This window comes from Streptomyces sp. NPDC058308 (genome assembly GCF_042880275.1).
In the GTDB taxonomy this organism is placed as follows: domain Bacteria; phylum Actinomycetota; class Actinomycetes; order Streptomycetales; family Streptomycetaceae; genus Streptomyces.
Genome location: NZ_JBHVZA010000009.1, coordinates 195,474 through 222,227 on the forward strand (window position 1 = coordinate 195,474; position 26,754 = coordinate 222,227).

Consider the following 26,754-nt stretch of genomic DNA (forward strand, 5'->3'; position numbering starts at 1 on the left):
GGATGACGGTTCAGATGCCGGTTTGGTTTTCTCTCTATTTTTTAGACGTAATCAAAAGAACCCCTCTAACCGTCATATCGCCATGGCTCCGCCCGCTGGTCCTGCTGCCCTCGGCGAGCCTGTGCGCCCGTCTGCGGCCATCGCAGAGCCCCGACCAGTCCGACGGCCGACCGGGGCTCGTACGGCTAGTTGCACTGCAACCGCACACAAGGGGATCTAGGGTTGCGTGGTGCTGTTGGGAATATTGAGAAGGCGCAGGGGGCGCGTAGTGCATCTTAGGGCGCATTCAGCGAGGCGGGGATTTCGAGTGTCATCGGCCAGACGGGTGAACTGTCATATCCGCGTTCTTAAGCTGCCGCGATGGGAACACTCCATCTAGTGAATGAATCGAGATGGGAGATCTCCTGAAACTGACCAAGACAGTGATGGCTCTCGCCGTGACGTCCCTCTTGACCGCGGGTATCACTTCGGGAGCAGCCTGGGCCACTCCGGCCCCCGCCGCGCACGGAACCAAGCAGGTCGCGTCCATCGTCCCGACAAAGTTCACGGAGCTCGACGCCGGTGACCTACTGGGCGAACTGAACATCAGCGGTCGTCTCACGGAAGACGTGACAAACCTCGTTCCGGTGCCCGGCCAGCCGGTCAAGGTGGTCGTTCCTGGCGGTTACGAATGCCAGGCTACGACAGATCTCCTGGGCAAGTTCGCCTGCGAAATCAACACCAGTAGCAGCACCGTCGGGAAGACAGCCACGTTCACCTATCAGGGGAACACGGTGTTCGCCGGGACTACCGGAACTGCGAAGGTAAAAAGTTTGGACTGATGCGAGCAGCCGGAACGGCCCAATTTAGCCTGGCAAGTCACGCAGGGGTGAATTGGTGCGGTACTTCCGGGTGACGGCCTCAAGGGTGTGACGGTGATTGGCCCGCCGTCGTCGTGGGACCGGATCGGCCGATATTAAGGGCTTGATCCGGTCCCACATCGCATCGCTGATCACTATTCGGCCAGGCACACCCAACCTGACCAGTCCATCTAAGGGACACGCGCTAGCTGTACTGCAACCGCATACAACCCGATTGCACTAGCCGCGCGCCGAACTGTACCGGGCTACGCGGCCACCAGTTCGCGCACGGGCTCGGCAGCCGGGACCAGCTCGGGGGCGGGCTCGGCGAGCCGGACCGTGTTACCCGGTGCCGGGGGTGCGTCGTTGCGGGTCTCGGCTTCCTGGTCCGCAGCGTTGGCCGTAGCGGCTTCAGCGGCGGGGTCCAACTCTCCGCGCATGTGGAAGTCCACGCGGGACGTGTCCAGCTTCCGCCACCCGCCACGGGTACCGCGCCGTACGTCCAGCCGAACCCCCGCTTCAATGAGCATGGCTCGTCGGCCCGCAGTGTCTGCGGCTGCCCACTCGTCCGCGAACGTGCGGCCCGTGGGAGTCACGATGCGCTGTGCGTCGCGCTTCTCGCGGGTCTCCAGATCGGCAATCCGCGCGTCCAGGGCGTCAGCCCGTTCCTGCCACGCCTGCCGCGCGTGCTTGGACTTCTGCCGCCCTTGCTGTTCCTGGTGCTCGTTGAACTCGGCGAGGGTGGCGGCAAGTTCGGGGGCGGGGTCATAGCCGGGAATCTCGACGACGTGTGTCGTCTGAACGGAGCCGACCAGCCGCAGGAACTCCGCGGTCACGTACTCGTCCGCCCAATCGCCTCTGATGTTGGCGGATCGGTCGCACTTGAACCCCCGCGCGTAGGGGTTGCACTTGTAGGTGGGGTGCTGCTTGTTGTCCTGCTTGTTGAGGTACATGCGGCCCCCGCACGAGTCGCAGTGGATCACGCGCAACAGCAGTGCGTCCGTGTCTGACCGTTCCCGGTTGTCGATGCTGCGGGAGTCGAGAACTGCGCCGATCCGGTCGAACTCTTCGCGGGTCATGATCGGCTGTTCGGTCTGCATGATCGGGTTGCCCTCGGCGTCCCGGACGGGCTTGCCCCGGTGCATCTTCCAGCCGAGCAACGTTTCGTTGCGGAGCATCCGCGTAATGACCGCGGGGTTCCAGTTGAACGCGTCTTTGGTGTTGCCCTTGACTCCGCCAGTCTTGCCGCCGGTCTTGCGCCCGTTCTTCACTGCCCAGTGGTCGCGCGGGCTCGGCTTCCCGTCCGCGTTGAGCCCCACGGCGATTGCCGAAACGGTCTTGCCTTCCAACAGCTCTCGCACGATGCGCTCGATGACTGTGACGGCGTCCGGGTCCGGTATGAGCGTCCAGCCGATACCGCCGTGTTCCTTGGGCATGGGGGCGGGCATGTAGCCGTACGGGGGACGACCGCCACCACGCCACCGGAGCGGCATACGGCGCATGGCTGCCATGGCACCGGTGACGCGGTCCGTGATGCTCTGCGACTCCACCTGAGCGGCAAAGGCCAGCATCATCATCATGAGTTCGGACGTGGGGTCCATGGGGTTGCGGAAGTCAAAGACGAGCTTGCCCCCGCCGATGCCCTCGGCGAAAACGAGCATCTTCCGGTGCGCCTTCGCCCACTTGGCGAGGTCGTGCATGTCGCTCATGGACCGGATGGCACGGTCAAACCGCCACCAGACCAGGACGTCAAAGTCCTCGGGGCGAGCGAGCCACGAACCGAGGGCGGGACGGTCGAACGGGGAGACCTTAGAAGCAGATACGTCAAGGTCCACGGCTTCGCGGAGCCCGTCACCCTCGCCGAAGCTCACCCCGAGTTCGGCGGCAATCTTGTCGTCGGCTTCGCGCTGCCGCTCGGGGCTGGTGGTCTCGTCGGTGAGTACGGAGAGCCGGACGCACCGCACACCCCGCAGGGTCTCGGTGTAGACCGTGCCCGCGAGCGGGTTTCGGGGGGTGGTCGTCATGCTCTCTGTAGAGAGCGGAGAGATCCCACTAACACCCTTGACCAGCACCGATGCCGCCATGGCCACACTCCAGAACCGCTAGAAGGGAGTGTTGGGAGACCCCGAAGGCAACGAATTCTGCGTTCTTCGCAGCGAGTCCGACCGCGCTGTGATGAGTTCTTGATGATCACGCGCCATCCTGGCCGGTTTCGTATGACCGCTGCTCACAGCCACTTGCTGATGGCCGCTACGAGGACCTCGTAGCGGACCGAAAGCTTGTCGTACCGTGTGGCCACGGCGAGGTGCCTTTGGGCGATTGATGCCGCACTCGACCGCGTGGCGGGCCTTGTAATCCTCCGGGTCAAACTTCGGCGGACAGCCGCCGCGAGAACCAAGCTTCTTGCGGTTGCGGGCTTGGTCGGCCTTGCCCGGGATGGTGCAGCGGATTCCCCGGCGGCGCAGGTAGGCACGGTTCCTGGGGGAGGCATGCGCCTTATCGGCCCGCACGCGGTCGGGACGGACACGTGGCCGGCCCGGCCCGGTGCGGGGCACGCGGACTTTCTCCAGCACGGGTTCGAACTGCGGTGAGTCCCCGTGCTGCCCTGCCGTGACTACGATCGACAGGGGCTTCTGACCTTGCTCGACGGCCAGGTGCAGCTTGGTGGTGAACCCGCCGCGGGAGCGTCCCACGCCGGGACCGAACGGGCGGCCGCTCTGCCTTCGTCCCCTTAGGCAACAACGACTCCAACACCGCCTACTGCTCGTCCGTGAGATCTCTCCGCGCCATGAACCATGAGTTTTCACGGCTCGAGATCCACTTCCGATACACGGCCTAGGCCGTACCGGCGGACCCTTCACGGCCACCGGCCGCCACCGCCTTCGCCCACCGGTAGTCCGCCTTGCCGCTCGGTGAGCGCTGGATGTGGTCCGTGAAGACGACGGACCGCGGGATCTTGTAGCCGGCGAGTCGCTCCCGGCAGTGGGACTGCACTGCCGCCAGGTCCAACGAGGGGGCACCGGAGCGGAGTTGGACGATCGCGGCCACCCGGCTGCCCCACCGCTCGTCGGGCACTCCGGCTACCAGCGCGTCGTACACGTCGGGGTGGGACTTGAGGGCCTGTTCGACCTCCTCCGGGTACACCTTCTCGCCGCCCGTGTTGATGCACTGCGAACCGCGGCCGAGGACGGTGACGATGCCGTCCTCGTCGACCGTCGCCATGTCGCCGAGCAGGACCCAGCGCTCCCCGCCCTTCTGGAAGAAGGTCTCGGCCGATTTCGCCGGGTCGTTGTAGTAGCCGAGCGGTACGTGTCCGCGCTGCGCGAGGCGGCCCGGCTCGCCTGCCGGGACCGGCTCGTACGTCGCCGGGTCCACCACCTGTGTGCGCTCGTTGACCTCCAGGCGGAAGCCCTTCTCCGGGCCCGAGTCGTCCGTCGCCCTGCCGTTGGAACCGGACTCGGAGGAGCCGAAGTTGTTCAGGAGCAGAACGTTCGGCGCGAGCTCCTGGAACTGTGCGCGGACCGTCTCCGACATGATCGCCCCGGACGAGGAGACGCTGAACAGCGACGACAGGTCGGTGCCCCGCAGCGGGCCGCGCAGCGCGTCGATGAGCGGCCTGAGCATGGCGTCGCCGACGAGGGAGACGCTGGAGACGTTCTCTCGCTCAATGGTGCGCAGCACCTCTTCGGGGACGTACTTTCGGTGCAGGGCCACCCGCTGCCCGTAGTTGAAGGCGATGAACGACGTCAGCGTCGACGTGCCGTGCATCAGCGGAGGCGCGGGGAAGAAGGTGAGGCCGGGGCTGCCCGCCGCGACGCGTTGGGCGAGTTCCTCGGGCCGCTTGACCGGCTCTCCCGTCGGCTCGCCGCCGAAGAGCCCCGCGAAGAACAGGTCCTCCTGGCGCCACATGACGCCCTTGGGCATGCCGGTCGTGCCGCCGGTGTAGATGATGAACAGATCGTCGCCGGAGCGCGGCCCGAAGCCACGTTCCGGTGAGCCCGCCGTCTCCGCGTCGGCGAAGGACACCACGTCGAGCGGGGGAGCGGCCGCGGGCGGCGCCCCCACCCGTATCAGGTGCCGCAGCTTCTCCGTGCGCGGCAGGGCGGCCGCGACGCGCTCGGTGAACTCGGCGTCGAAGACGAGCGCCGCGAGGTCCGCGTCGCGGTAGAGGTAGACCAACTCCTCTTCCACGTAGCGGTAGTTGACGTTGACCGGGACGAGACGTGCCTTGAGGCAGCCGAGCACGGTCTGCAGGTACTCGACGCCGTTGTACAGGTGCAGGCCCAGGTGCTCGCCGGGCCGCAGACCGCTGTCGAGGAGGTGGTGGGCGATGCGGTTGGCGGCCGTGTCGAGCGCGGCATAGGTCAGCCGGTGCTCCGCGCCCGAGCCGGGGTGGTCGATGTAGACGAGTGCCTCGCGGTCGGGGACCACGTCGACGACGGACTCGAACAGGTCGGCAAGGTTGTACTCCACCGCACTCCTCCTGACCCCGGTGCCCACGGTGACGTCTGACTTGGCGGTCATCAGAGCAGAGCCGCCACCAAGTGGGAAGGGGTCCTGCGCAAGAAAACTGACTGAGTGTCAGAAAACTATTGAACTGGCTCCCCGGCTACTGCAACCTGTTCCAGGTCCGGACGCGACAGGCCGGCCGTTCGGTGGCCGTCGATGGAGGGAGCACGGCACATGGGTGGGACGGAACACCTCTCCGTGCGGCGCGAAGGCGCCACACTGATACTCACACTGAACAGGCCCGACGCGAAGAACGCGCTGTCCCTCGCGATGCTCGTCGGCCTCTACGACGGATGGCTCGCGGCCGACGCGGACGACGAGGTCCGCTCGGTCGTGCTCACCGGCGCGGGCGGCGCGTTCTGCGCGGGCATGGACCTGAAGGCCCTCGCGGGCAAGGGCATGGAGGGCGAGCAGTACCGGGACCGGCTCAAGGCCGACCCCGAACTGCACTGGAAGGCGATACTGCGGCACCACCGCCCCCGCAAACCCGTCATCGCGGCCGTCGAGGGCTACTGCGTGGCGGGCGGCACGGAGATCCTGCAGGGCACCGACATCCGCGTGGCGGGGGAGTCGGCGACTTTCGGGCTCTTCGAGGTCAGGCGGGGGCTCTTCCCCATCGGGGGCTCGACCGTGCGGCTCCCGCGGCAGATCCCGCGGACGCACGCGCTGGAGATGCTGCTCACCGGCCGTCCGTACTCGGCGGCCGAGGCCGCCTCCATCGGGCTCGTCGGCCATGTCGTCCCCGACGGCGCCGCCCTGGAGAAGGCCCTCGTCATCGCCGAGCAGATCAACGCCTGCGGGCCCCTGGCCGTGGAGGCGGTCAAGGCGTCCGTGTACGAAGCCGCCGAGCTCACGGAGGCGGACGGGCTCGCCGCCGAGCTGAAAAGGGGGTGGCCGGTCTTCGACACGGCCGACGCGAAGGAGGGCTCCAGGGCCTTCGCGGAGAAACGGGCCCCCGTGTTCCGGCGCGAGTAGGCCGTTCCTCGACCGCGAGGCCGTCGTGGCTGGTCGCGCAGTTCCCCGCGCCCCGTGCAGGGGCGCCCCGTCGTCGCTCGAAACGGAGTTCCGGATATGGCATCGGCTACGTCCCCCGAAGTGCTGCGCGCGCCCCTGGTCGTCGAGTTCCCCTTCACCCGCTCCCTCGGCCCCGTGCAGAGCGCCTTCCTCACCGGACTGCGCGAACGCACCGTGCTCGGCGTCAGGACCGTCGACGGGCGCACGCTCGTGCCGCCCGTCGAGTACGACCCGGTGACCGCCGACGAGCTGCGCGACCTGACCGAGGTCGCCACGACCGGCACCGTCACCACCTGGGCCTGGAACCACGAGCCCCGCCGCGGCCAGCCCCTCGACACCCCCTTCGCCTGGGTCCTGGTCAAGCTCGACGGCGCCGACACCGCCCTGCTGCACGCCCTGGACGCCCCCGGCCCTGAGGCGGTGCGCACCGGGATGCGGGTCCGGATCCGCTGGGCCGCCGAACGCGTCGGCGCCATCACGGACATCGCCTGCTTCGAGGCGTACGAAGGCGTCGGCGAGCCGCCACGGACCGGTCCGCACAGCGGCGAGTTCGAGGAGCCCGTGACCGGGATCGTCGCGGCCGCGCGCCTCGACTACACCTACTCGCCCGGCCGCGCCCAGTCCGCCTACATCCACGCCCTCTCCGAGCGCAAGACCGTCGGTGAGCGCTGCCCGTCCTGCCGCAAGGTGTACGTACCGCCGCGCGGCGCCTGCCCCACCTGCGGCGTCGCCACGGTGGAACGGGTCGAGGTCGGACCGCGCGGCACCGTCACCACGTACTGCATCGTCAACATCAAGGCGAAGAACCTCGACATCGAAGTCCCCTACGTCTACGCGCACATCGCCCTCGACGGCGCCGACCTCGCCCTGCACGCACGCATCGCGGGCATCCCCTACGACGAGGTCCGCATGGGCCTGCGCGTCGAGCCCGTGTGGACCGAAGGCGGCGGCTACCCCGATCACTACCGGCCCGCGGGCGAGCCCGACGCCGACTACGACACGTACAAGGAGCTGGTCTGATGGCGCCCCGCAAACCGTCCGTGATGCGGCCCGCCCGCGACGTCGCCGTCGTCGCCTTCGGGCAGAGCGACCACCGGCGCACCACCGACGAGCTCTCCGAGGTCGAGATGCTCATGCCGGTGCTGCACGAGGTCCTCGCCGCCACCGGTCTCAGGACCAGCGACATCGGCTTCACCTGCTCCGGCTCGTCGGACTACCTCGCCGGGCGCGCCTTCTCCTTCACCATGGCGCTCGACGGGGTCGGCGCCTGGCCGCCGATCTCCGAGTCGCACGTCGAGATGGACGGCGCCTGGGCGCTGTACGAGGCGTGGGTGAAGCTGCAGACCGGCGAGGCCGACACCGCGCTCGTCTACGCGTACGGCAAGTCCTCGCCCGGCTCCGTGCGCGACGTGCTGACCCGGCAGCTCGACCCGTACTACGTCGCCCCGCTCTGGCCCGACTCCGTGGCGCTCGCCGCGCTCCAGGCGCAGGCGCTGATCGACGCCGGGGAGACCGACGAGCCCGCGCTCGCCGGGGTCGCGAGCCGCAGCCGGGCCGACGCGGCCGCCAACTCCCATGCGCAGCTGCGGGGTTCGCTCGCGCAGGGCGAGTACGCCGTACGTCCCCTGCGCACCGGCGACTGCCCGCCGATCGGCGACGGAGCCGCCGCCGTGATCCTCGCGGCGGGGGAGCGGGCCCGGGAGCTGTGCGCGCGCCCTGCCTGGATCCGCGGCATCGACCACCGCATCGAGGCGCACGCCCTCGGAGTGCGCGACCTGACCGACTCGCCGTCCACCCGCCTGGCCGCGGAGCGCGCCGGAGTCTTCGAACGGCCCGTCGACACAGCCGAGTTGCACGCCCCCTTCACCTCGCAGGAGGTCGTCCTGCGCAAGGCCCTGAAGCTCGGTGAGGACGTCAGCGTCAACCCGTCGGGCGGCGCGCTCGCCGCCAACCCGGTGATGGCCGCCGGACTCATCCGGCTCGGCGAGGCCGCCGCCCGCATCCACCGGGGTGGCTCGGACCGCGCCGTCGCCCACGCCACGTCCGGGCCCTGCCTCCAGCAGAACCTGGTCGCCGTCCTGGAAGGAGACACCCGATGAGCAACTCGGCGGGCCGCTCGGCGAGCCCTGCGGTGGGCAAGGAGCCCGTCGCCGTCGTCGGGATCGGGCAGACCAAGCACGTGGCCGCGCGGCGGGACGTCTCGATCGCGGGTCTCGTCCGGGAGGCAGCACAACGAGCTCTGGCGGACGCGGAGTTGACGTGGGCGGACATCGACGCCGTCGTCATCGGCAAGGCGCCCGACTTCTTCGAGGGCGTCATGATGCCGGAGCTGTACCTCGCCGACGCGCTCGGAGCCGTCGGCAAACCCATGCTCCGCGTGCACACGGCGGGCTCCGTCGGAGGGTCCACGGCGCTCGTCGCCGCCAACCTCGTCGCGGGCCGCGTCCACGGCACCGTCCTGACCCTCGCCTTCGAAAAGCAGTCGGAATCCAACGCGATGTGGGGCCTGTCGCTGCCCATCCCCTTCCAGCAGCCGCTGCTCGCGGGCGCGGGCGGCTTCTTCGCGCCGCACGTGCGCGCCTACATGAGGCGCACCGGCGCCCCCGACGCGGTCGGCTCACTCGTCGCGTACAAGGACCGCCGCAACGCCCTGAAGAACCCGTTCGCGCACCTCCACGAGCAGGACATCACCCTGGAGAAGGTCCAGGCATCGCCGATGCTCTGGGACCCGATCCGCTACTCCGAGACCTGCCCGTCCTCCGACGGCGCCTGCGCGATGATCCTCACCGACCGCGCGGGCGCGGCCCGTTCGCCCCGGCCGCCTGCCTGGATGCACGGCGGCGCGATGCGCAGCGAACCGACGCTCTTCGCGGGCAAGGACTTCGTGTCGCCGCAGGCGGGCAAGGACTGCGCGGCCGACGTCTACCGGCAGGCCGGCATCGCGGACCCGCGCCGGGAGATCGATGCCGTGGAGATGTACGTGCCGTTCTCCTGGTACGAGCCGATGTGGCTGGAGAACCTAGGCTTCGCGGCGGAGGGTGAGGGCTGGAAGCTCACCGAGTCCGGCGTGACGGAACTGGACGGTGACCTTCCGGTGAACATGTCCGGCGGTGTCCTCTCGGCCAACCCCATCGGCGCCTCCGGCATGATCCGCTTCGCCGAGGCGGCGCTCCAGGTGCGCGGCCAGGCGGGGGAGCACCAAGTCGACGGCGCCCGCAGGGCACTTGGGCACGCCTACGGCGGCGGCGCGCAGTTCTTCTCCATGTGGCTCGTCGGAGCCGAACCGCCCACCACCTGAGCGGTGGGCCCGCCGGGCGGACCGAGGTCCTGCCGCCGCGGCCTGTCCGGCGCCCGGAGCGAAAGCTAGGCTGGCGCCGGACGACGCATTCGGGAGGAGCACGGACGTGGCCGACAGCACCACTCAGCAGCATCCGCTCGCGGGCTGGCACAAGCCGGAGCTCGACCTCAGCACGGCGGACTGGCGATCCAGCAGCGAGGGGCGAGGAGATGTGGAGATCGCCTTCGTCGAAGGATTCGTCGCGATGCGCAACAGTGGGCACCCGGAGAGCCCTTCCCTGATCTTCACCCCCGCGGAGTGGGGGGCCTTCGTGCACGGCGCCCGCGCGGGCGAGTTCGATCTGACGTAGGCAGCCGTTCCCGCACGGCACACGGCCCTGCCGCCACCACCCGGTGACGGCAGGGCCTCTGCTGTCACTGCCGCCGAGCTCGTCGTGGTCGGCCGGCACCGGCGCAGGCTGGTCCCGGGACGCACCCTCGGCTCCGTCACCCACGCGGTCCTGCTGCACGCGGTCTGCCCGGTGGCGGTGGTGCCGCCGGAGCCCGCCGCCTGAGGGACCCGCGCTCCTCAGTACAGGACCACGCAGCCCTTTTCCTCCAGAGCGCGCAGCAGGCCCTCGTCCACTCGGACGTCGTTCCATCGCAGGTCCAGCTTCTCCAGAGCGGGCAACTCGGCTGTCCAGTAAGGGAGGTCAGTGATGCGGTTGGATCGCAGGTCGAGGCGGCGCAGGAGCGGCAGGCCGCGCAGCGCCCGCGGGACGGCGGTGAAGGCGTTCTCACGGAGCTCCAGCTCCCGCAGCTCGCGCAGCCGGCCTGCTCCCGTCGGCAGCCCGGTCAGGCGGTTGCCGCGCAGCCACAGTTCGCGCAGCGCGGCGAGCGAGCCGATCGACTCCGGCAACCGGGTCAATTCATTGTGCTGGGCGCGCAGTTCACGTAGTCCGACGAGGTGGCCGAGCGTCTCGGGGAGCGCGGGCAGCCGGTTCTCGCCGACGTTCAGATAGGCCAGCCGGTGCAGGCGGCCGAGGGAGGCGGGCAGCGCGGTGAGGTCGTTGTCGTGCAGATACAGGCAGCGGCTGAGCGCGGTGAGCCCGCCGATCTCGTCGGGGACGGAGCGCAGCTTGTTGTGGCCGAGGTCGAGGGTGTGCAGGGTCTTGAGATCGCCGATGCGGGCGGGGAGACGGGTGAGCGCGTTGTCGGGAAGGAGTAGGACCTCAAGACCCGGGTGGTCCCAGACCTCGTCCGGTATGTCCTCCAGACCGTCGTGCCAGTAGTTCAGTACGGATGTGTCGGTCACCGGTCCCCCGTGGTCGATGGTGGCGTCATTATGCGTCCGGTTCGCGTGCGGGGACGCGGGTCCGGTGGCGGGCCGGGGCGGGGCCGCTCCGGAGGGGCGCCGGGGTCGCCGAGGGTGCGGGCGGGCGCTTCGTGGCTGGTCGCGCACCCGCCGCCGCCCCGCGCGACGCGTTCCGGATCGCCCGGGACGCGCCCGCCCCCGCGCAGGCGGAGCCCGAAGGCCACGTACCATGGGCGCATGTCCTTCCTCCGCCGCCGCAGCTCCGCCACTCCCGCGGGCCCGGAATTCGACGTCCTGGCCATGGACCCCGGTGACTGGCCCGGCAATCTCGGCGCGGGCCTGCTGCCCGCCCCCGACGGCAGCTGTCAGGGCGTCTTCCTGCGGTACGACCTGTTCGGCGGCCGAGGCCCCGCGATGGTCATCGGCAACCTCCCCGAGGGCTCGCCCGCGCGCGAGACCGCCGACGGCGAGGTCCCCTTCGAGGTGGCCCAGCTGCTCCTGGCCCTGGCGAACGACGAGGACGTCACCGTCGTCTCCTCCGAGGACGTGCCGGTGATGCAGGGTGACAATCTCCTCATCGTGCGCCGCCTCAAGCTCTCCGAGAGCCGGATCTCCTGCGTGCAGTTCGACCGGAGTGACAACGTCCTGGTGACCATCGCCGCCTGGGACCGGCCGATCACCGACGACCTGTACGCGCTCCTGAAGCCGCTGCCCGCCGAGCTCTTCCAGCAGGGCTGACACAGCGACCGCCGGTCACCACTGTCGGTCACCCTGTGGGGCGGCGCTGGCGCCGGTCGACCCCTGCCTGCCGATCAAGCACTCCCATCCAAGCGCTCTTGTCCAAGCACTTCCGTCCAAGAACTGCCCCGTTCCGTCCAAGGACCGGGGCAGTTTTGCGTCTTGCCGACCCAGTCATCGGACTTTTAACGTGACCGGTCATGACTCAGAGGGCTCAGGGGATCACGCGAAGGACGACCATGCGATCCGCGCTCGGCGGCGCTGCCACGCTGGCTGCGGGAGGTGGCGGGATGGCCGGGGTGGTCGGGGCAGCCACCGGTGCCGGTCCCGCCTCGGCGGCCGACGGGAGGCGGGAGCGCGACACCTCCGATGAATCGCTCCTCTGGTATGGCGAGCCCGCCGTCGACTGGGAGCGCGAGGCCCTCCCCATCGGCAACGGCGCCCTCGGTGCGATGGTGTTCGGCACCCTCACCTCCGAACGGCTCCAGTTCAACGAGAAGACCCTGTGGACCGGCGGGCCCGGCGCCCAGGAGGGCTATGACTCCGGCAACTGGCGCGCACCCCGCCCCGGCGCCCTCGACGCTGTCCGCGAGGAGCTCGACGAGAAGGGCAGGCTCACCCCCGACGCCGTCGCGGAGAGACTCGGCCAGGACCGGCGCGGCTACGGCGCCCACCAGACCTTCGGCGACCTCCACATCGACGTGCCCGGCGCCCCGGCCGCACCCGATGCCACCTACCGCCGCGCCCTCGACCTGGCACAGGGCCTCGCGACCGTCACGTACCGGGACGAACAGGCGCGTCACCAAAGGGAGTTCTTCGCCTCCTACCCCGACGGAGTGATCGTCGGCCGGCTCTCCGCCGACCTTCCCGCGCAGGTCACCTGCACGCTCCGCCACTCCTCACCCCGTGCCGGCCTCACCACGACGGCGGACGGCGACCGGATCACCGTACGAGGTGAACTCGCCGACAACGGCCTGCAGTTCGAGGCCCAGCTGCGCGTCCGCCACCGAGGCGGGAAGCGGGTCTCGCACGGCGACGGAAGCATCACCGTGACCGGCGCCGACCACGTGTGGTTCGTCCTCGCCGCGGGCACGGACTACGGCGACACCCACCCCGACTACCGGGGCGACGACCCGCACGCCTCCCTCACCCGCACCGTGGACGAGGCGGTCCGGACCGGTCACGGTGCGTTGCGCGCCCGCCATCTGCGGGACCACCGCGCCCTGTTCGACCGCGTCACCCTGGACATCGGCCAGGAACTGCCCGCCGACATGCCCACGGACCGGCTGCTCAAGCAGTACGGGACCGGAGCGGACGCCACCGCCGACCGGGCGCTTGAGGCGCTCTTCTTCCAGTACGGCCGCTACCTCCTCATCGCCTCCTCGCGCGCGGGCTCCCTGCCCGCCAACCTCCAGGGCGTCTGGAACAACAGCACCACCCCGCCCTGGTCCGCCGACTACCACACCAACATCAACCTCCAGATGAACTACTGGCTCGCCGAGGCCGCGAACCTGCCCGAGACGACCGCCCCGTACGACCGCTTCGTCGAGGCCCTGCGTGCTCCCGGACGGCGGACGGCCAAGGAGATGTTCGGCAGCCGCGGCTGGGTCGTCCACAACGAGACCAACCCCTACGGCTTCACCGGGGTCCACGACTGGTCGACCGCGTTCTGGTTCCCCGAGGCCGCCGCCTGGCTCACCGCGCAGCTCTACGAGCACTACCGCTTCGGCGGCTCCACGGACTACCTGCGCACCACCGCCTATCCGGCGATGAAGGAGGCCGCCGAGTTCTGGCTCGACAATCTGCGCACGGACCCGCGCGACGGCACCCTGATCGTCACACCCAGCTATTCGCCCGAGCACGGCGACTTCACGGCGGGCGGCGCCATGGCCCAGCAGATCGTCCACGAGCTGCTCACCAACACGCTCGAAGCGGCCCGCCTGCTCGGCGACGCACCGTCCTTCCGCGCCGAGTTGGAGAAGGCGCTGGACGCCCTCGACCCCGGCCTGCGCATCGGCTCCTGGGGGCAGCTCCAGGAGTGGAAGGCCGACCTGGACGACCGCACGGACGGCCACCGGCACGTCTCCCACCTCTACGCCCTGCACCCGGGACGGCAGATCGAACCCGGCAGCCAGTGGGCCGAGGCGGCGAAGGTCTCCCTCACGGCACGCGGCGACGGCGGCACGGGCTGGTCCAAGGCCTGGAAGATCAACTTCTGGGCGCGCCTCCGTGACGGCGACCACGCGCACAAGATGCTCGGCGAGCAGCTCAAATCCTCGACGCTGCTCAACCTCTGGGACACCCATCCGCCGTTCCAGATCGACGGCAACTTCGGCGCGACGTCCGGCATCGTGGAGATGCTGCTGCAGAGCCAGCACGACGCGATCGAGATCCTGCCCGCACTGCCCGCGGCATGGCCCGACGGCTCGGTACGCGGCCTGCGGGCACGCGGCGGTGCGACCGTCGATATCGACTGGACGGCGCGCCGTGCCACCCGCATCGTCCTGAACGCGTCGCGCACCCGCGAACTCACGCTGCGCAGCGCGCTGTTCAGCGACGGTGCGCGGACGGTGAAGGCGCGGGCGGGACAGCGGTACGTCTTCGACTGAGCGGGGAGCCCAGGGGGTCCGTGGGCTCACGAGGCATGGACTGGTCCTGCCGCCGGAACGAGATCACGTCCGGGCCCACCCTCACGTGGACCCGGACCCGGACCCGGACCCGGCGCCTCGCGCCGCGGCTACTTGCCCGACTGCGCCACCTGGACGTCGGCGGCCCGCACATAGCCGACCCGGTGCCCGTACTGGATCACGTAGTACATGTCCTTGCCGCGCACCACCTTGTGCGGCGCCGTCTCGAAGGTCGGGGAGTAGAAGTACTCGCCCGGCACCTTGTCGCCGACCGCGTACCGCTGGCCCGCGAGGATCTTGTACGGCAGCGGGGACACCGCCTGCACCGGCACGCCCGCCGGATAGGCCTCCTTCTCGGGGTACGCGCGCCCGTACACCGGGACCTCGCTCGTGCCCTCCTTCGGCGTCACCACGAGGCCCTTCGCGTCCACCGCGGTGGGCTGTTCCGCCGGGTTCTTGAACCAGGCCTTCTGGCCGAGGTACCAGACGGCCGTCCAGTCGCCCTCGCGGTCGGCGACCGCGTACTGCTGACCGGTGGAGAGCCGCGCTCCCGTGTCGTTCACGTCGATGGTGGAGTCCTGGCCGCCGGGGCGCTTGCCGATGTCCTTGATCAGCGGCGCGTCGTCACGCGGTTCGGTGTGGACGCGCACGGCGGCCGAACCGTGCGGCGCGCACGTCTCACCGGGCTTGACGCAACCCGTGTACTGCGGACGGTTCTTGGCGTACTGCGGAGCCACCGTCACCAGCCCCCCGCCCGACCCAGCCGTGCGGTGGAACGGCTTGCCCAGCAGCGTGAAGTAGTGCTGCCAGTCCCAGTACGGCCCTGGGTCCGTGTGCATCCCCGGGATCGTCGACGTGAGGGTGCCCTGGACATTGTCGTGACCGAGGATGTGCTGGCGGTCCAGCGGGATGTCGTACTTCTTGGCGAGGTACTTCACCAGCCGGGCCGACGTGCGGTACATCGCCTCCGTGTACCAGGTGTCGGGCGCGGTGAGGAAGCCCTCGTGCTCCAGGCCGACCGACTTGGAGTTCACGTACCAGTTGCCCGCGTGCCAGGCGACGTCCTTCGCCTTCACGTGCTGGGCGATGTGGCCGTCGGTGGAGCGCAGGGTGTAGTGCCACGACACGTAGGTGGGGTCCTGCACCAGCTTCAGGACGCCTTCCCACCGGCCCTCGGTGTCATGGATGACGATCGAGTCGATGCTCTGGCTCTTCGGCCGGTCCGCCAGGTCGTGGTTGCCGTAGTCCGGGTTGCCCTGGGGGTCCTTGAACTCCTCGTACGGCGCCGGGATCCACTCGCACGACACGCTCTTCGGGCACTCCGTCTCGCCGGCGGGCGCCCTGCGCAGCCCCATGCGCTCCACCTGCGCGGCGTCGGGCTTCAGGCCCGGCACCGGCGCGAGCGTGACGCGCTGGCCCGCGTCCGTGGTGCGCCGCTCGCCGTCCCGGATGACGGCGAACACGTCGTTGGCGTACGTGGCCGCGGTGGCCCGGTCGTCCGCCCCGGAGAAGCGGGCGATGGCGCCGTACCAGTCGGCGGGGTCGCCGCTGAAGGGCTTCCCGAGTCCCCGCTGGGCCGCGGCGAGCAGCGCGGCGCCGCCCTCGACGTTCGCGGCGGGGTCGGTGCGCAGCTCCTCGGCGGACCGGCCGGAGAGCTCGGCCGCGCGGGGCAGCGTCCTCAGCCGGGCGGGGATCTCGGACTCCTCGGGCACCTCGGTCGCGGGCGGCGCGGCCGGGCGTGAGGTGTCGCCGCGCGGGTCCTCCTTACCCTCGCCGTGGTGCGGAGCCGAGGCCAGGGCGGTGCGCGCGTCGGTGAGGTGCATCGGTCCGTAGCCGCCGGTGACGCTGGCCGCGCCGCCGTGCGCGTCCCAGCGCGACTGCAGATACGAGACGCCGAGCAGCACGCTCTGCGGCACGCGGTACTCGGTGGCGGCGGCCGCGAAGGCGCTCTGCAGCCCTGACGTGGGCGCCGGATGGGGAACGCCCGACGACGGGGCCGCGCCGAGCAGCGGCACCAGCAGACCGGCCGACGCGAGAGCGCCCGCCGTTCTGACGGTGCGTCTGCGCGCGGACGAGGTAGGGGCGGTGGCGGATCCTCGCAATGCAGCCTCCTGGGACTTCTGGGCCGGTGAAGCGCGGCGGGGCGTGCGGGGCCGGGCGTGCGTCAGTGGTACCGGCTCTCCGACGATCCGTCAATCATGCCCAGGGCAGGGGATTTCCCATGTCAGCGCGGGTTCCGGCGGGTCATGGGCGGGATTTCGCCAGGGGTGGCGCCACCGCCTGCGGTGCGTCAGTGGCATGGACCAATGAGCGGTGCGGAGATCCACCTGTTCGGTCGAGCGGTTTCGGGGCGGGGACCGGGCGGGCCGGGGGAGGGCAGGGCCGCGGGATCCCTGCCTCGGTCGAGGACCGCGGTGGCTTCGACCTCGACCAGGTGGGCGGGTACGTCCAGTGCCGCGACGCCGAGCAGCGTGCCGGGCGGCACCGGGGTGGTCCCCAGTCTCCTGGCGGCCCGTGCCACCCCCTCCAGGAACATCGACCCGGACGCGATCGACACCTGCCGGTAGGGGGCGACGAGAACGGCGGCCGACGGGGAAGAAGGCACTTTTCGGTGACCGGGGAACCTTTGGGTGACCGCCGCCACCACCGGTTCATGGGATGTCGCCGGACCAGTCGAACAGGCGCGGATCGCCCCCGCGCGGGTCGTACGTCGCCCGCCCGCCGGCGCCGAACCGCCCCAGCTCGGTCGGCAGCGCGACGCCCGCGTCGAGCTGCTCCTGCCTCCAGCCGGTGACGTCGAGCAGCAGCCCGTCCAGCGGTCCGCCGACGAGTTCGACGTAACGCCGGCCGGGCCGCGGGCCCGGGTGTTCGTGATCCTGGCCGTAGACCCGGCCGCGCAGGAGCTGCTCGTCGTCGCTGTCCATGCCGTCCAGCGTCTCAGCCACCACTGACAGCCACCGTTGCCGAAGACCCGGGTGAGGTCAGGCCGGGCGCCAGGCGGCTTCTGCGGCCTCGGCGGTGGGGTGGGCGGCGAAGACGTGGTCCAGGCCCGCGACACGGAAGATGCGGTTCACCCGGTCGGGTACGCGGCCAGGACGATGGTCGCGCCCGCGGCCAGCGCGTGATTGCGGGCGGCGACGAAGACCGTTATCCCCGTGGAGTCGCAGAAGGTGAGGCTGCCGAGGTCCAGGACGAGCTGCTGGCCCGACTCCAGGTCGAGCTCCCGGAGCGCGGTGCGGGCGTCGGGGGCGGTGCGGTGGTCCAGTTCCCCGCTCAGTTCCAGGACCGGCCCCGCGGGGGTGACACGGGTGCGCAGGACGAGAAGGTGGGTCACCGCTGCTCTTCACTGGTGGGTCGGGGCACGTCGATGGCCAGCACGGCGGTGTCGTCGTCCACGCCGGCGCCGAAGGTGTCGAGCAGGTCGCGGATCGCGGTGATCGTGTCCGAGGCGGTGGTGGGTGCGAGGGCGCGCGCGAAGTCGAGGAGGGCTTCGTCGCCGTAGCGGTCGCCGGTGCCGGTGCTCGCGGTGTGGGCCTCGGTCAGGCCGTCGGTGTGCAGCAGCAGGGTGTCGCCCGCTTCCAGGCGGATGGTGGTGGTGGCGATGTGGGCGTTCGGGAGCACGCCGATGAGCTGCCCGCCGGGCGTGGGGAGGTAGTCGGCGGTTCCGTCGGCACGCATCAGCACCGCTGAGGGGTGCCCGCCGCTGGCCAGCGTGACGCGGAAGCCGCCCTCGTCGCCCTCGGGGGTCATCAGGCCGAAGATGACGGTGCAGAACCGGGGGTCGGTCCCGTTGTACTCGTGGTTGAGGACCGTGTTGAGGTTGCTCAGTACCGCAGCGGGATCCGGGTCGTAGACCGCGGCGGCCCGCAGGGTGTAGCGGGCCAGCGAGGTGACGGCAGCGGCGGCCGCGCCCTTGCCGCAGACGTCCCCCAGAAAGAGCCCCCAGGTGCCGGCGGCCAGGGGGAACAGATCGTAGAAGTCGCCGCCGACCTCGTCGGTGGAGGCGATGTGGTAGTGCGCGGCGACGTTCAGGCCGGGCACGCTCGCCAGGGCCGGCGGCAGCAGCGTCTGCTGCAGGGTGGCGTTCAGGCGCTGCAGCCGCTCGCGTTCCCGCTCGGCTTCCTGGCGGGCGCGCAGCAGTTCCTTCTCGTAGGCGCGGCGGTCACGGGCGTCCAGGAGGGTGGTGCGGATCAGCAGCGGCTGCCCGTCGCTGCCCGTCTTCACGACGGAGGTGACGAGGACCGGGATGCGGCTGCCGTCCGCGGTCTTGAGCTCCAGGGCGATGCCGCTGATCTCCCCCTGCATGTGCAGCAGCGGCGCGAAATGGGTCTCGTGGTAGAGCCGCCCGCCGACGGTCAGCAGATCGGAGAAGCGCTTGCGGCCCACCAAATCGGCGCGCCCGTAGCCGAGCCAGTCCAGCAGGGTGGTGTTGACCTTGGCGATCCGGCCGTCGAGCAGGGTGGACAGATAGCCGCAGGGGGCGTGCTCGTACAGGTCCTCGGCGCTGTCCTCCAGCAGCGCGGTGAACTGCGCCTGCTCCCCGGCTGAGCCCTCGTGCCCCTCCCGGTCACGTCCGTCCTCGCCGTTGCTGGTGTCGCACATCATCCGAGCGCACCGGCGAACGCCGCGATCACTTCGGTGGTCTCCTGCGGCGCGGCGAGCTGGGGGCAGTGCCCCGTCGCGTTCAGCGTCACAAGGCGGCTCCCGGGGATCTGCGCGTGGACGAACGCACCCACCTCAGGCGGGGCGATCGCGTCGTTCGAGCACTGGGCGACCAGCGTGGGAACGCCGACGCGGGCAAGGTCCTCACGGTTGTCGGACAGGAAGGTCACGCGAGCGAAGACACGGGCGATGTCCGGATCGGTGCGGCAGAAACTGTTCGTCAGTTCCTCGCCCAGCTCGGGCCGCTCGGGGTTGCCCATGATGACCGGTGCCATCGCGCCTGACCAGCCCAGATAGTTCGCCTCCAACGACTCGAGGAGCTCGTCGATGTCCGCTGCGCTGAACCCGCCCCGGTAACCGGTGGACGGGTCGTCGACGAAGCACGGCGACGGCGCGAGCAGGACGAGCCCGGCGAACGTCCCAGGCTCCCGCGCCGCGGCGAGCACGCCCACCGTCGCGCTCACCGAGTGCCCGACGAAGGTCACCGGTCCGAGCGCCAGTTCGCGGCAGATCTCCAGCACGTCGTCGACGTACCCGTCCAGGGTCGAATAGCGCTCCCGGCTCCACGCCGACAGATCGGAGCGCCCCGCGCCCACGTGGTCGAAGACGACCACGGTGAAGTCACGTTCCAGCGCGGGCGCCACCAGCCGCCACATGTTCTGATCGCACCCGAACCCGTGCGCCAGCATCACGACCGGCCCGCCGGAACGTCCGGTCACGGTCACGTGATTCCTGCTCAGCACACCCATACGACACACTTTCGCAGACCAGGCGTGTGCCGGCACTCCGCCCATGGCCGCGTCGGCTTCCCTGCCGGAGAGATCAGACGGCGGGCTCAGACGGCGGGGGTCCAGTCGTCGGGCCGGGCGATGTGTCTGCTGCGCTCGTGCCGCAGGCGGCGCTTCTGGCGGGCGCGGGCAAGTGCCCACGCGGCGGCGGTGAGCGGGAGAGCGGCCCAGAGGAGATAGAGGGCGGAGCGGTAACGGTCCGAGGGGTGGAGCCCGAATAACGCGGTGAGCACCATGGCGAGGGCGAGGTGCCGGCACAGCAGGCGCCCGGCGTGGCGGGCGAGGGCGTCGGCGCTGGACGTGGTCACTCGGGACTCCTGGCGGTGAAGCCGGCCGCGCACGGGCCGGGGCAGGGTGAAGCCGGGCAGGAGTGGGGGGAAGCTGTATGGGGGTGGGTCCAGAGTGCCCTTGATGACCCCTGAGATGCCTGAGCGTTACCGCCATTTATGAAACTGGCGGATAGGCAGGCAAATCGACCGCCACAATGCGAGTAAATCAGGCGAGTACGGGCCTCCCGATTGGTTCATACCTGGCGGGAAAAGTTCCGGCAGCGCGTGTCAATTGCCCTCCGCCGACCGGCTATCGGGAACAAGTCGGCCCACTCGCGCCCTCGCCGCGCATGCCTGATCGGGCATCTGTACGGCCCTTCGGGCAGCTCTCCGAGCGGCACTCCGAGCAGCTCCCGATGCCACTGTGGGTACCTGTTGGCACTTCCTTCGCACCACCCTGCCGGAATCGGTCGACAACACAGGTTAGGGCGAGCAATCATGGGGTGACACAAGGTGAGCCGTGCAATCGTCGGGCACACCGTGGAGGGCCCCAGTGGATCCATCGGAAGCAGACGTCGCCATCGACCGCGATGTGTTCATGCGGAGTCTGATCCGTGAATTGGCCGGCGTGCTCGAGGACGTGGTCGGCCTGGAGGAGGCCGCGGGGTACGTCAGCCTCGTCAGCCAGACCCTCGGCGGCGAGGTCAACCGCCAGTACACCGAGGCCCTTGAGGTCGACCGCCTCGACCTCGCACAGGTCGCCCAGGTCATGGTCGACCTCAAGAGGCGCCTCGGCGGCGACTTCTTCGTCATCGAGGAGAACGAACGGCGCATCGTCCTGGGCAACCGGGTGTGCCCGTTCGGCGAGAAGGTCGTGGGGCGGCCCTCGATGTGCATGATGACGTCGAACGTCTTCGGCACCATCGCCGCGGAGAACCTCGGTTACGCCCGCGTGGAACTGGACAAGACCATCGCCCGCTGGGACGTCGGCTGCCGCGTCATCGTCCATCTGCGCCCACCCGCCGAGTCGGACGAGAGCGCCGGACGTGAGTACTACGGCGACCTCCCGTGAACCGCGACGAAGCGCTGCGCCTCTTCCGGAAGATCACCGGCCTGCTCACGGAACCGGTGCTGCTCGTCGCCGCCGACACACAGGTCCTCGCCGCGAACCCGGCGGCGGTGCGGCTGCTTCCGGGTGTCCAGGACGACCCGCTCCTGAGCAGCCTGGTCTCCGAATCCGTGGACGACGTCGCCGCGTGCGTCCGGCAGTGGCTGCGCACCGGCCATCCGACGCCGGCGGGCCTCACACTGCACGGCTACGACGGCTCGCGGGTGCGCTGCCGTTGCTTCGGCGCCCGCGCGCAATGGCTCGCCACGCCGACCGTCCACCTCCGCGCCGTCCGCATCGACCCCGGCGACCGCTTCCTCACGCTCAAGGAAAGGGTCAACGCCGTCGAGCGTGAGCAGACGCTCCGCTTCAGGGCCACCGAGGAACGCAACGCGCTCACCACCTCCCTGTCCGCCGCGCACGACAGGCTGGAGCATCTGCACGCGCTCGTGGTGGCGCTTGCCGCGGCCAGCACGACCACGGGCGTCGTCCAGGCGGTCGCCGAGCACGTCCCCACGGTCCTCGGCTGCACGGGAGCCGATCTGCACCTCACTCCCGTACCGCCCGGCCCCATCCGTCTCCGGATCCCCGTCCCGCCGGACGCGGCCCTCGCCCTGACCATGGACGGCACGCCCCCGGCGGAACACCTGGAGTCGGTGACAGCGCTGATCGGCGGCGCGCTCAAGAACCTGTGAGCGAGCCCTGCCCGCACGCTCCCGCCGGCACCGTCCCACCGTCACCGCCGGGTCGTCACAGTCCTGTCGTCATAGTCCCTCGGAAGTCGCCAGAGGCATACGAAAGTCCGCAGTGCGCCCCTGTCCCAAAGCGCACTGCGGACTGTCGTCCCCGTCAGCGAGTGCCGACCGCCGCACGCACGGCCCGGCGGGCCAGTTGGCAGTCGTCGTGCAGTCGCCTCAGCAGCAACCGCTGTTCCTCGCCGGACGGCGCGGCACCGGGTTGGGCCGGGCCCGGTGCCGTCGGGGCCGAGTCGTGCATCGAACGCTGCACGGCCGTTTCGTACGTCCGGATCTCGCGGGTCAGGACCAGCATCAGGTTCACCAGGAAGGCGTCGCGCGCCGCCGGGCCCGCGGCCTGCGCCAGCTGGCTGATCTCGCGGCGGGCCACCGGGGAGTCCCCCAGGACCGTCCACAGGGTCGCCAGGTCGTACCCCGGCAGGTACCAGCCCGCGTGCTCCCAGTCGACCAGGACGGGTCCAGCGGGGGAGAGCAGGACGTTCGACAGCAGGGCGTCACCGTGACAGAACTGCCACATGGCCTGGTGACCGGTGCCCTGGTGCCCGACCGAGTGCGCGATGCCGTGCAGCAGCTTCTGCAGGTCGCCCATGTCACGGTCCGTCAGCAGGCCCAGCTCGTGGAAGCGGGAGATCCGCCTGCCGTAGTCCAGCGGCCTGCCGAACATCTCGGCCGGCGGCCGCCACTGGTTCAGGCGGCAGACCGAGCCGATCGCCGCCCTGATGTCGGCGCGTGGCGGGGACTCGATCGGGTGCCGGAGCAGTGCCGCCACCCGCCCCGGCATCCGCTCGATCACCAGCGTGCAGTCCTCGGGATCGGCGGCGATGAGCCGCGGCGCCCGGACCGGCGGCCGGTGCCGGACGAACGAGCGGTAGGCGGCTATTTCGTGCCTGATCCGCTCGGCCCACACCGGTGAGTGGTCGAGCAGGCACTTGGCGACGGCGGTGCTGCGTCCCGTCGTGCCGACGAGCAGCACGGTGCGGCCGCTTCTGCGGAGTACCTGTACCGGGTTGAACTCCGGGCAGATGCGGTGCACCGAAGCAATCGCGGTGCGCAGTTGCGCCCCCTGGGGGCCGGACAAGTCGAGTCTCCCGCTGAGCGGTTGCGTGCCGGATCCCGGTACGCGGGGCGTACGGCCGGCGCCCGGCGGCGCACCGGCGGGGCGCACCGGCTCAAGATAGGGGCCGCTTCCCGGCGAGGGGGCGATCTCGCGACTCCGGTGGACCGGGGGGCGCGGGCGCAGCGGCCGGGGCGGGGCGGACACGGAGGACGATGCTGCGTACATGGGCGATACAGATCCCTTCGTGTGCCTGTGAATTGCGTGCGCCGCCCGGCCCGATCGCTTCGGGTGCACCCTGGGGAGTGCCTTGCGGCGACCGGGTCGGGGTGGCGCATTCCTACCTGACACCCGTCGTCCCCTGGCACACCATGTGGCGCACCCTGGCGAACCCTGGCGAATAGTCGCTCAGCAACTGACAGAGGGTTACTGTCAACTCAGCCGAGAACCTGGGGGCTTGACGTGAACGGACAACCCAACACCCGCCTTTCGGACCTGTTCGGCCTGGCCGGCTGGTCCAAGGGGGAGCTCGCGAGACTGGTGAACCGGCAGGCGGCGGCCATGGGCCACCCCCAACTGGCCACCGACACCTCGCGGGTGCGGCGTTGGATCGACACGGGAGAGATCCCGCGCGATCCGGTGCCGCGCGTGCTGGCGGTCCTCTTCACCGAGCGTCTCGGCCGTGTCGTGACCACTGAGGATCTAGGCATGGTCCGGCACGGGCGCGTAGGCAGGCGGCGTGGCGACGGGAGTGTGGAGCACCCCGACGGCGTGCCGTGGGCGCCCGAGCGGACAGCCGCGGTCCTCACCGAATTCACGGGAATGGACCTCATGCTCAACCGACGCGGCTTGGTGGGCGCGGGCGCTGCGCTTGCCGCAGGCTCCGCACTCAGCAGCGCCATGCACGACTGGCTGCACGCCGATCCGGCCCTGGCGGCCGACGCCCCCCGTATCGAGGATCCCCTGCACGCCGACCCCGCTGGGTTCGACCGCTACGAGGCCGCCCCCATCGGGTCCCAGGAGATCGAGGAGCTGGAGCGCTCGGTCGAAGTGTTCCGCGCGTGGGACGCGGCCCGCGGCGGCGGGCTGCAGCGCAAGGCCGTCGTGGGCCAGCTCAACGAAGTGGGCGGCATGCTCGCCTACCGGCACCCCGACCATCTCCAGCGGCGCCTGTGGGGCGTCGCTGCCAACCTCGCCGTACTCGCCGGCTGGATGTCGCACGACGTCGGTCTTGAGCCCACGGCGCAGAAGTACTTCGTCATCGCGGCGCACGCGGCACGCGAGGGCGGCGACCGCCCGCGCGCGGGGGAGGCCCTGTCCCGCGCCGCGCGCCAGATGGTGCACCTCGGCAAGCCGGACGACGCCCTGGATCTGATGAAGCTCGCCAAGTCGGGCGCGGGCGACGAAGCCCTGCCCCGCACGCAGGCGATGCTGTACACCATCGAGGCCTGGGCACACGCGTCGATGGGACGCGGCCAGGCGATGCGGCGCACCCTCGGTCTCGCCGAGGACCTCTTCGTGTCGGACAAGGGGGACGTGCCGCCGCCGAGCTGGATGCAGATGTTCGACGAGGCGGACCTGCACGGCATGCAGGCCCTGGCGTACCGCACCCTCGCCGAGCACGAGTCGTCCGCGGCGGGTGTCGCGCAACGGCACGCCAAGGAGGCGATCGAGCTGCGGGCCAAGAACCGCGACCGGTCGCAGATCTTCGACTACATCTCGCTCGCCTCGGCCTGCTTCATCGCCGACGACCCCGAACAGGCCGACCGGTACGCGCGGTTGGCGCTGGTGTCGATGCGGGCCAACTCCTCGCAGCGCACCTGGGACCGGCTCCGCGAGATGTACCGGCTGACCGCGCAGTACGCCGGCTACCCGAAGATCGAGGACCTGCGGGAGGAGATCAAGCTGGCACTGCCGAGGAGGGTCAGGGGAGCGGGGAGGACAGCCAGGGCGTAGACGCGTCGGACCGCGGCACTCGGTCAGATCCGCCGGTTAGATCCACCGGTCAGATCCGCGCGACCAACAGGCAGGCGTCGTCCTCACGCGGGGCCTCGCCGAACTCCTCGACGACGACCCGCACGCAGTCCTGTGCCGTACGCGCCCCGCTGAAGCGGGACGCGAGGGAGAGCAGCAGGCCCGTCGCCGTGTCCCTGTCGCGCCGCGGCACCAGGCCGTCGGTGTGGAGCAACAGCAGGTCGCCGGGCCGCAGTTGCTCTTCGGCCTGCCCATAGGTCGCCCCGGAGGTGGCGCCGAGAAGCACGCCGGACGGGGGCGTCAGCACGCCCCCCGCTCCCTCGCGGAACAGCAGTGGGGCGGGGTGGCCGGCCTGTGCCCAGGTGAGCAGGCGGGTGGCGGGGTCGTAGCGGCAGCAGACGGCGCTGCCGAGGGCGGGCTGCGCCGTGGCGTCCAGTAACTGGTTCAGCCAGCCCATGAGTTGGCCCGGCGGGGATCCGGCGACCGCCATGCCGCGCAGAGCGCCGAGCAGCATCGCCATGCCGGAGGTGACGGCGACGCCGTGTCCGGTGAGGTCTCCGACGCTCAACAGGGCGTGTCCGTCGGGCAGTTCCATCGCGTCGTACCAGTCGCCGCCGACGAGCGAGCTGGTCGAGGAGGGGAGGTAGTGGGCGGCGAGGTCGAGCGGACCGGGGCCGCCGTGAGGGAAGCGGAGCGAGCCGCGCCACGGCGGCAGAACCGCCTCCTGCAGTTCGACGGCGAGGCGGTGCTCGGTCCGGGCGATGTCGCGCCGGCGCTGCAGCGAGTCATGGCTCTCGCGCACCACACGCTGGCTGCGGCGCAACTCGCTGACGTCCCGCAGGACCGCCCACATGGAGGCGGTGGAGCCGTCGGCGGCGAGCACGGGCTCGCCCATCATGTGCACCTGGCGCACCCGCCCGTCGGACCGCACGATGCGGAACTCGCCGTCGATGGGTTTGCCGTCGATGAGGCAGTCCGTGACCATCGTGGTCAGCAGTGGCTGGTCCTCGACGTGCACGAGGGAGGGAAATTCGTCCAGGGAGAGCGGGGGAGCGGCCGGGTCGCGGCCGAGGATCCGGTAGAGCTCGCCGGACCAGCCGGCCTCGTCGGTGAGGAGGTTCCACTCGGCGCTGCCCACCCGGCTCAGGAGCGACCCCCGCTGTGGGTCCTGGTCTTCCGGAGCGGTCGGATCCGCAGGCTCCGCACCCACCGGCGGCGGGCCGTCCCGCAGCTGTGCGAGATGGTCGTCGAGGTCGTTGAGCTGATGCACCGCCAGGTCGCACAGGGCGCGCTGCCAGCGCCCCTCGGCGTCCCCGTGGTCGGTCGCGGCGTCGCGCCGCACGGCGTCGACCTCGCCGCGCAGCCGACGTGTCTGCGAGATCAGCGCATCGACCGTGCCGCGCTCGGGCGGCTGGGCGGCTGCGTGGTCCGCGAAGACGTGGGGCGGCATGAGGTGCTCCGGTGAAGGTGCGGTGCGACCGACTTGACGGATGGTGGACCGCTAACGACTTTCGCACAGCCGGTGGTGGGCCGTAAGGGATTTGGCAACACACGATGCGGTGGTGCTTCTGGCATATGCCTATGTCCTGCTGATACGCGAACTGGGGCTGTACGTCCAGAGCGCGACCGTGCAGGAATAGTAGAGCTTAAGGGTGGAATATGGTGTTCCGGCGGCGGAGTCGAGGAGGGCCGACGGGCAGGTGTGCTGCGTCATGCATGGCTACCCCGGCAACAAGGCGTGCGCCGGGGTGCCGGGGCAGGTGCCGTCACGAACCTCCGCCGTACGAAGCCCCCAACCTCCTCCAGAACGGCGGGAATTGACCCCC

At 70.4% G+C, this 26,754-nt stretch carries 22 protein-coding genes and 5 pseudogenes; 13 read left to right on the forward strand and 14 right to left on the reverse strand.

Translation table 11 applies throughout. The annotated features are described in order from the left end of the window. Positions 1-392 precede the first annotated feature (392 nt). Positions 393-821 (forward strand): hypothetical protein, encoded by a 429-nt coding sequence (locus tag ACFVYL_RS15175; RefSeq protein WP_389715712.1) that lies wholly within the window; start codon positions 393-395, stop codon positions 819-821. 30 nt (positions 822-851) lie between these two features. Here the strand turns inward: ACFVYL_RS15175 and ACFVYL_RS15180 are convergent. Further along, a pseudogene (locus tag ACFVYL_RS15180) lies at positions 852-980 on the reverse strand (IS5/IS1182 family transposase); the annotation flags it as partial. Positions 981-1,105: 125 nt separating this feature from the next. Next, a complete protein-coding gene (locus tag ACFVYL_RS15185) occupies positions 1,106-2,863 on the reverse strand; it encodes a recombinase family protein (RefSeq protein ID WP_389715715.1) in 1,758 nt (585 codons plus the stop codon). Between the two features lie 88 nt (positions 2,864-2,951). Between ACFVYL_RS15185 and ACFVYL_RS15190 the strand changes: the two are divergent. After that, positions 2,952-3,026: pseudogene (locus ACFVYL_RS15190) on the forward strand (VOC family protein); the annotation flags it as partial. Between the two features lie 194 nt (positions 3,027-3,220). On the opposite strand, the pseudogene ACFVYL_RS15195 reads toward ACFVYL_RS15190, so the two are convergent. After that, a pseudogene (locus tag ACFVYL_RS15195) lies at positions 3,221-3,706 on the reverse strand (transposase); the annotation flags it as partial. Then, a complete protein-coding gene (locus ACFVYL_RS15200; protein ID WP_389715718.1) occupies positions 3,675-5,312 on the reverse strand; it encodes an acyl-CoA synthetase in 1,638 nt (545 codons plus the stop codon). The pseudogene ACFVYL_RS15195 and the gene ACFVYL_RS15200, both read right to left, overlap by 32 nt. 210 nt (positions 5,313-5,522) lie before the next feature. Between ACFVYL_RS15200 and ACFVYL_RS15205 the strand changes: the two genes are divergently transcribed. From ACFVYL_RS15205 to ACFVYL_RS15230, 6 genes and pseudogenes are all read left to right on the forward strand, one after another. Next, positions 5,523-6,323 carry a crotonase/enoyl-CoA hydratase family protein gene (locus tag ACFVYL_RS15205; RefSeq protein WP_389715721.1) on the forward strand — a complete coding sequence of 267 codons (801 nt, stop codon included), beginning with the start codon at positions 5,523-5,525 and terminating at the stop codon, positions 6,321-6,323. A gap of 96 nt (positions 6,324-6,419) precedes the next feature. Further along, positions 6,420-7,382 (forward strand): Zn-ribbon domain-containing OB-fold protein, encoded by a 963-nt coding sequence (locus ACFVYL_RS15210; protein WP_389715724.1) that lies wholly within the window; start codon positions 6,420-6,422, stop codon positions 7,380-7,382. Further along, complete coding sequence (locus ACFVYL_RS15215) at positions 7,382-8,461, forward strand: thiolase domain-containing protein (RefSeq protein WP_389715727.1); 1,080 nt, start codon at positions 7,382-7,384, stop codon at positions 8,459-8,461. The genes ACFVYL_RS15210 and ACFVYL_RS15215 overlap by 1 nt, the downstream gene beginning before the upstream one ends. Before the next feature lie 32 nt (positions 8,462-8,493). Further along, positions 8,494-9,660 (forward strand): thiolase domain-containing protein, encoded by a 1,167-nt coding sequence (locus tag ACFVYL_RS15220; RefSeq protein WP_389715887.1) that lies wholly within the window; start codon positions 8,494-8,496, stop codon positions 9,658-9,660. A 106-nt stretch (positions 9,661-9,766) separates the two neighbouring features. Next, the gene (locus ACFVYL_RS15225; RefSeq protein ID WP_361719802.1) at positions 9,767-10,009 is read left to right on the forward strand and encodes a DUF397 domain-containing protein; all 243 of its coding nucleotides are present in this window, start codon (positions 9,767-9,769) and stop codon (positions 10,007-10,009) included. Between the two features lie 39 nt (positions 10,010-10,048). Next, positions 10,049-10,213: pseudogene (locus tag ACFVYL_RS15230) on the forward strand (universal stress protein); the annotation flags it as partial. 14 nt (positions 10,214-10,227) lie between these two features. Here ACFVYL_RS15230 and ACFVYL_RS15235 read toward each other — a convergent pair. Continuing rightward, a complete protein-coding gene (locus ACFVYL_RS15235; protein ID WP_389715729.1) occupies positions 10,228-10,953 on the reverse strand; it encodes a leucine-rich repeat domain-containing protein in 726 nt (241 codons plus the stop codon). A gap of 237 nt (positions 10,954-11,190) precedes the next feature. On the opposite strand from ACFVYL_RS15235, the gene ACFVYL_RS15240 reads away from it, so the two are divergent. Continuing rightward, positions 11,191-11,691, forward strand: coding sequence for a hypothetical protein (locus ACFVYL_RS15240; protein ID WP_389715731.1), 501 nt, complete (start codon positions 11,191-11,193; stop codon positions 11,689-11,691). A 239-nt stretch (positions 11,692-11,930) separates the two neighbouring features. Further along, positions 11,931-14,300, forward strand: a complete 2,370-nt coding sequence (locus ACFVYL_RS15245; protein WP_389715732.1) for a glycoside hydrolase N-terminal domain-containing protein — start codon at positions 11,931-11,933, stop codon at positions 14,298-14,300. A 128-nt stretch (positions 14,301-14,428) separates the two neighbouring features. Here ACFVYL_RS15245 and ACFVYL_RS15250 read toward each other — a convergent pair whose 3' ends face one another. From ACFVYL_RS15250 to ACFVYL_RS15280, 7 genes and pseudogenes are all read right to left on the reverse strand, one after another. Further along, entirely contained in the window at positions 14,429-16,420 is a 1,992-nt protein-coding gene (locus ACFVYL_RS15250) for an N-acetylmuramoyl-L-alanine amidase (protein ID WP_389715734.1), read from the reverse strand. A 299-nt stretch (positions 16,421-16,719) separates the two neighbouring features. After that, a pseudogene (locus tag ACFVYL_RS15255) lies at positions 16,720-16,854 on the reverse strand (RidA family protein); the annotation flags it as partial. A gap of 115 nt (positions 16,855-16,969) precedes the next feature. Beyond that, positions 16,970-17,242: a hypothetical protein gene (locus tag ACFVYL_RS15260; RefSeq protein ID WP_389715890.1), complete on the reverse strand. Its 273-nt coding sequence runs from the start codon at positions 17,240-17,242 to the stop codon at positions 16,970-16,972. 146 nt (positions 17,243-17,388) lie between these two features. Next, complete coding sequence (locus ACFVYL_RS15265) at positions 17,389-17,652, reverse strand: STAS domain-containing protein (RefSeq protein ID WP_389715736.1); 264 nt, start codon at positions 17,650-17,652, stop codon at positions 17,389-17,391. Beyond that, positions 17,649-18,920 (reverse strand): PP2C family protein-serine/threonine phosphatase, encoded by a 1,272-nt coding sequence (locus tag ACFVYL_RS15270; RefSeq protein ID WP_389715739.1) that lies wholly within the window; start codon positions 18,918-18,920, stop codon positions 17,649-17,651. Before ACFVYL_RS15270 ends, ACFVYL_RS15265 begins: the two co-directional genes overlap by 4 nt. Continuing rightward, a complete protein-coding gene (locus tag ACFVYL_RS15275) occupies positions 18,920-19,729 on the reverse strand; it encodes an alpha/beta fold hydrolase (protein WP_389715741.1) in 810 nt (269 codons plus the stop codon). Before ACFVYL_RS15275 ends, ACFVYL_RS15270 begins: the two co-directional genes overlap by 1 nt. Positions 19,730-19,815: 86 nt before the next feature. Next, positions 19,816-20,076: a hypothetical protein gene (locus ACFVYL_RS15280; RefSeq protein WP_389715744.1), complete on the reverse strand. Its 261-nt coding sequence runs from the start codon at positions 20,074-20,076 to the stop codon at positions 19,816-19,818. Positions 20,077-20,590: 514 nt separating this feature from the next. Here ACFVYL_RS15280 and ACFVYL_RS15285 point away from each other — a divergent pair. Together ACFVYL_RS15285 and ACFVYL_RS15290 are read left to right on the forward strand one after the other, a co-directional pair. Next, positions 20,591-21,109: a methanogen output domain 1-containing protein gene (locus ACFVYL_RS15285; RefSeq protein WP_389715746.1), complete on the forward strand. Its 519-nt coding sequence runs from the start codon at positions 20,591-20,593 to the stop codon at positions 21,107-21,109. Then, positions 21,106-21,840 (forward strand): PAS domain-containing protein, encoded by a 735-nt coding sequence (locus tag ACFVYL_RS15290; RefSeq protein ID WP_389715748.1) that lies wholly within the window; start codon positions 21,106-21,108, stop codon positions 21,838-21,840. The genes ACFVYL_RS15285 and ACFVYL_RS15290 overlap by 4 nt, the downstream gene beginning before the upstream one ends. Positions 21,841-21,994: 154 nt before the next feature. On the opposite strand, the gene ACFVYL_RS15295 is transcribed toward ACFVYL_RS15290, so the two are convergent. Beyond that, on the reverse strand, positions 21,995-23,182 hold the full coding sequence (locus ACFVYL_RS15295) for an aminoglycoside phosphotransferase family protein (RefSeq protein WP_389715751.1): 1,188 nt from the start codon (positions 23,180-23,182) through the stop codon (positions 21,995-21,997). Positions 23,183-23,416: 234 nt separating this feature from the next. On the opposite strand from ACFVYL_RS15295, the gene ACFVYL_RS15300 reads away from it, so the two are divergent. Further along, the gene (locus ACFVYL_RS15300; RefSeq protein ID WP_389715754.1) at positions 23,417-24,910 is read left to right on the forward strand and encodes a hypothetical protein; all 1,494 of its coding nucleotides are present in this window, start codon (positions 23,417-23,419) and stop codon (positions 24,908-24,910) included. 49 nt (positions 24,911-24,959) lie between these two features. Here the strand turns inward: ACFVYL_RS15300 and ACFVYL_RS15305 are convergent, their stop codons facing one another. Further along, positions 24,960-26,378: a PP2C family protein-serine/threonine phosphatase gene (locus tag ACFVYL_RS15305; RefSeq protein ID WP_389715756.1), complete on the reverse strand. Its 1,419-nt coding sequence runs from the start codon at positions 26,376-26,378 to the stop codon at positions 24,960-24,962. Positions 26,379-26,754 lie beyond the last annotated feature (376 nt).

What these genes read in the sequence shown, in the direction of transcription:
- ACFVYL_RS15205 (WP_389715721.1), top strand. Translation starts at nt 5,523, where the DNA reads ATGGGTGGGACGGAACACCTCTCCGTGCGGCGCGAAGGCGCCACACTG.
- ACFVYL_RS15275 (WP_389715741.1), bottom strand. Translation starts at nt 19,729, where the DNA reads ATGGGTGTGCTGAGCAGGAATCACGTGACCGTGACCGGACGTTCCGGC.
- ACFVYL_RS15175 (WP_389715712.1), top strand. Translation starts at nt 393, where the DNA reads ATGGGAGATCTCCTGAAACTGACCAAGACAGTGATGGCTCTCGCCGTG.
- ACFVYL_RS15305 (WP_389715756.1), bottom strand. Translation starts at nt 26,378, where the DNA reads ATGCCGCCCCACGTCTTCGCGGACCACGCAGCCGCCCAGCCGCCCGAG.
- ACFVYL_RS15185 (WP_389715715.1), bottom strand. Translation starts at nt 2,863, where the DNA reads ATGACGACCACCCCCCGAAACCCGCTCGCGGGCACGGTCTACACCGAG.
- ACFVYL_RS15270 (WP_389715739.1), bottom strand. Translation starts at nt 18,920, where the DNA reads ATGTGCGACACCAGCAACGGCGAGGACGGACGTGACCGGGAGGGGCAC.
- ACFVYL_RS15215 (WP_389715727.1), top strand. Translation starts at nt 7,382, where the DNA reads ATGGCGCCCCGCAAACCGTCCGTGATGCGGCCCGCCCGCGACGTCGCC.
- ACFVYL_RS15245 (WP_389715732.1), top strand. Translation starts at nt 11,931, where the DNA reads ATGCGATCCGCGCTCGGCGGCGCTGCCACGCTGGCTGCGGGAGGTGGC.
- ACFVYL_RS15295 (WP_389715751.1), bottom strand. Translation starts at nt 23,182, where the DNA reads ATGTACGCAGCATCGTCCTCCGTGTCCGCCCCGCCCCGGCCGCTGCGC.
- ACFVYL_RS15240 (WP_389715731.1), top strand. Translation starts at nt 11,191, where the DNA reads ATGTCCTTCCTCCGCCGCCGCAGCTCCGCCACTCCCGCGGGCCCGGAA.
- ACFVYL_RS15260 (WP_389715890.1), bottom strand. Translation starts at nt 17,242, where the DNA reads ATGGACAGCGACGACGAGCAGCTCCTGCGCGGCCGGGTCTACGGCCAG.
- ACFVYL_RS15210 (WP_389715724.1), top strand. Translation starts at nt 6,420, where the DNA reads ATGGCATCGGCTACGTCCCCCGAAGTGCTGCGCGCGCCCCTGGTCGTC.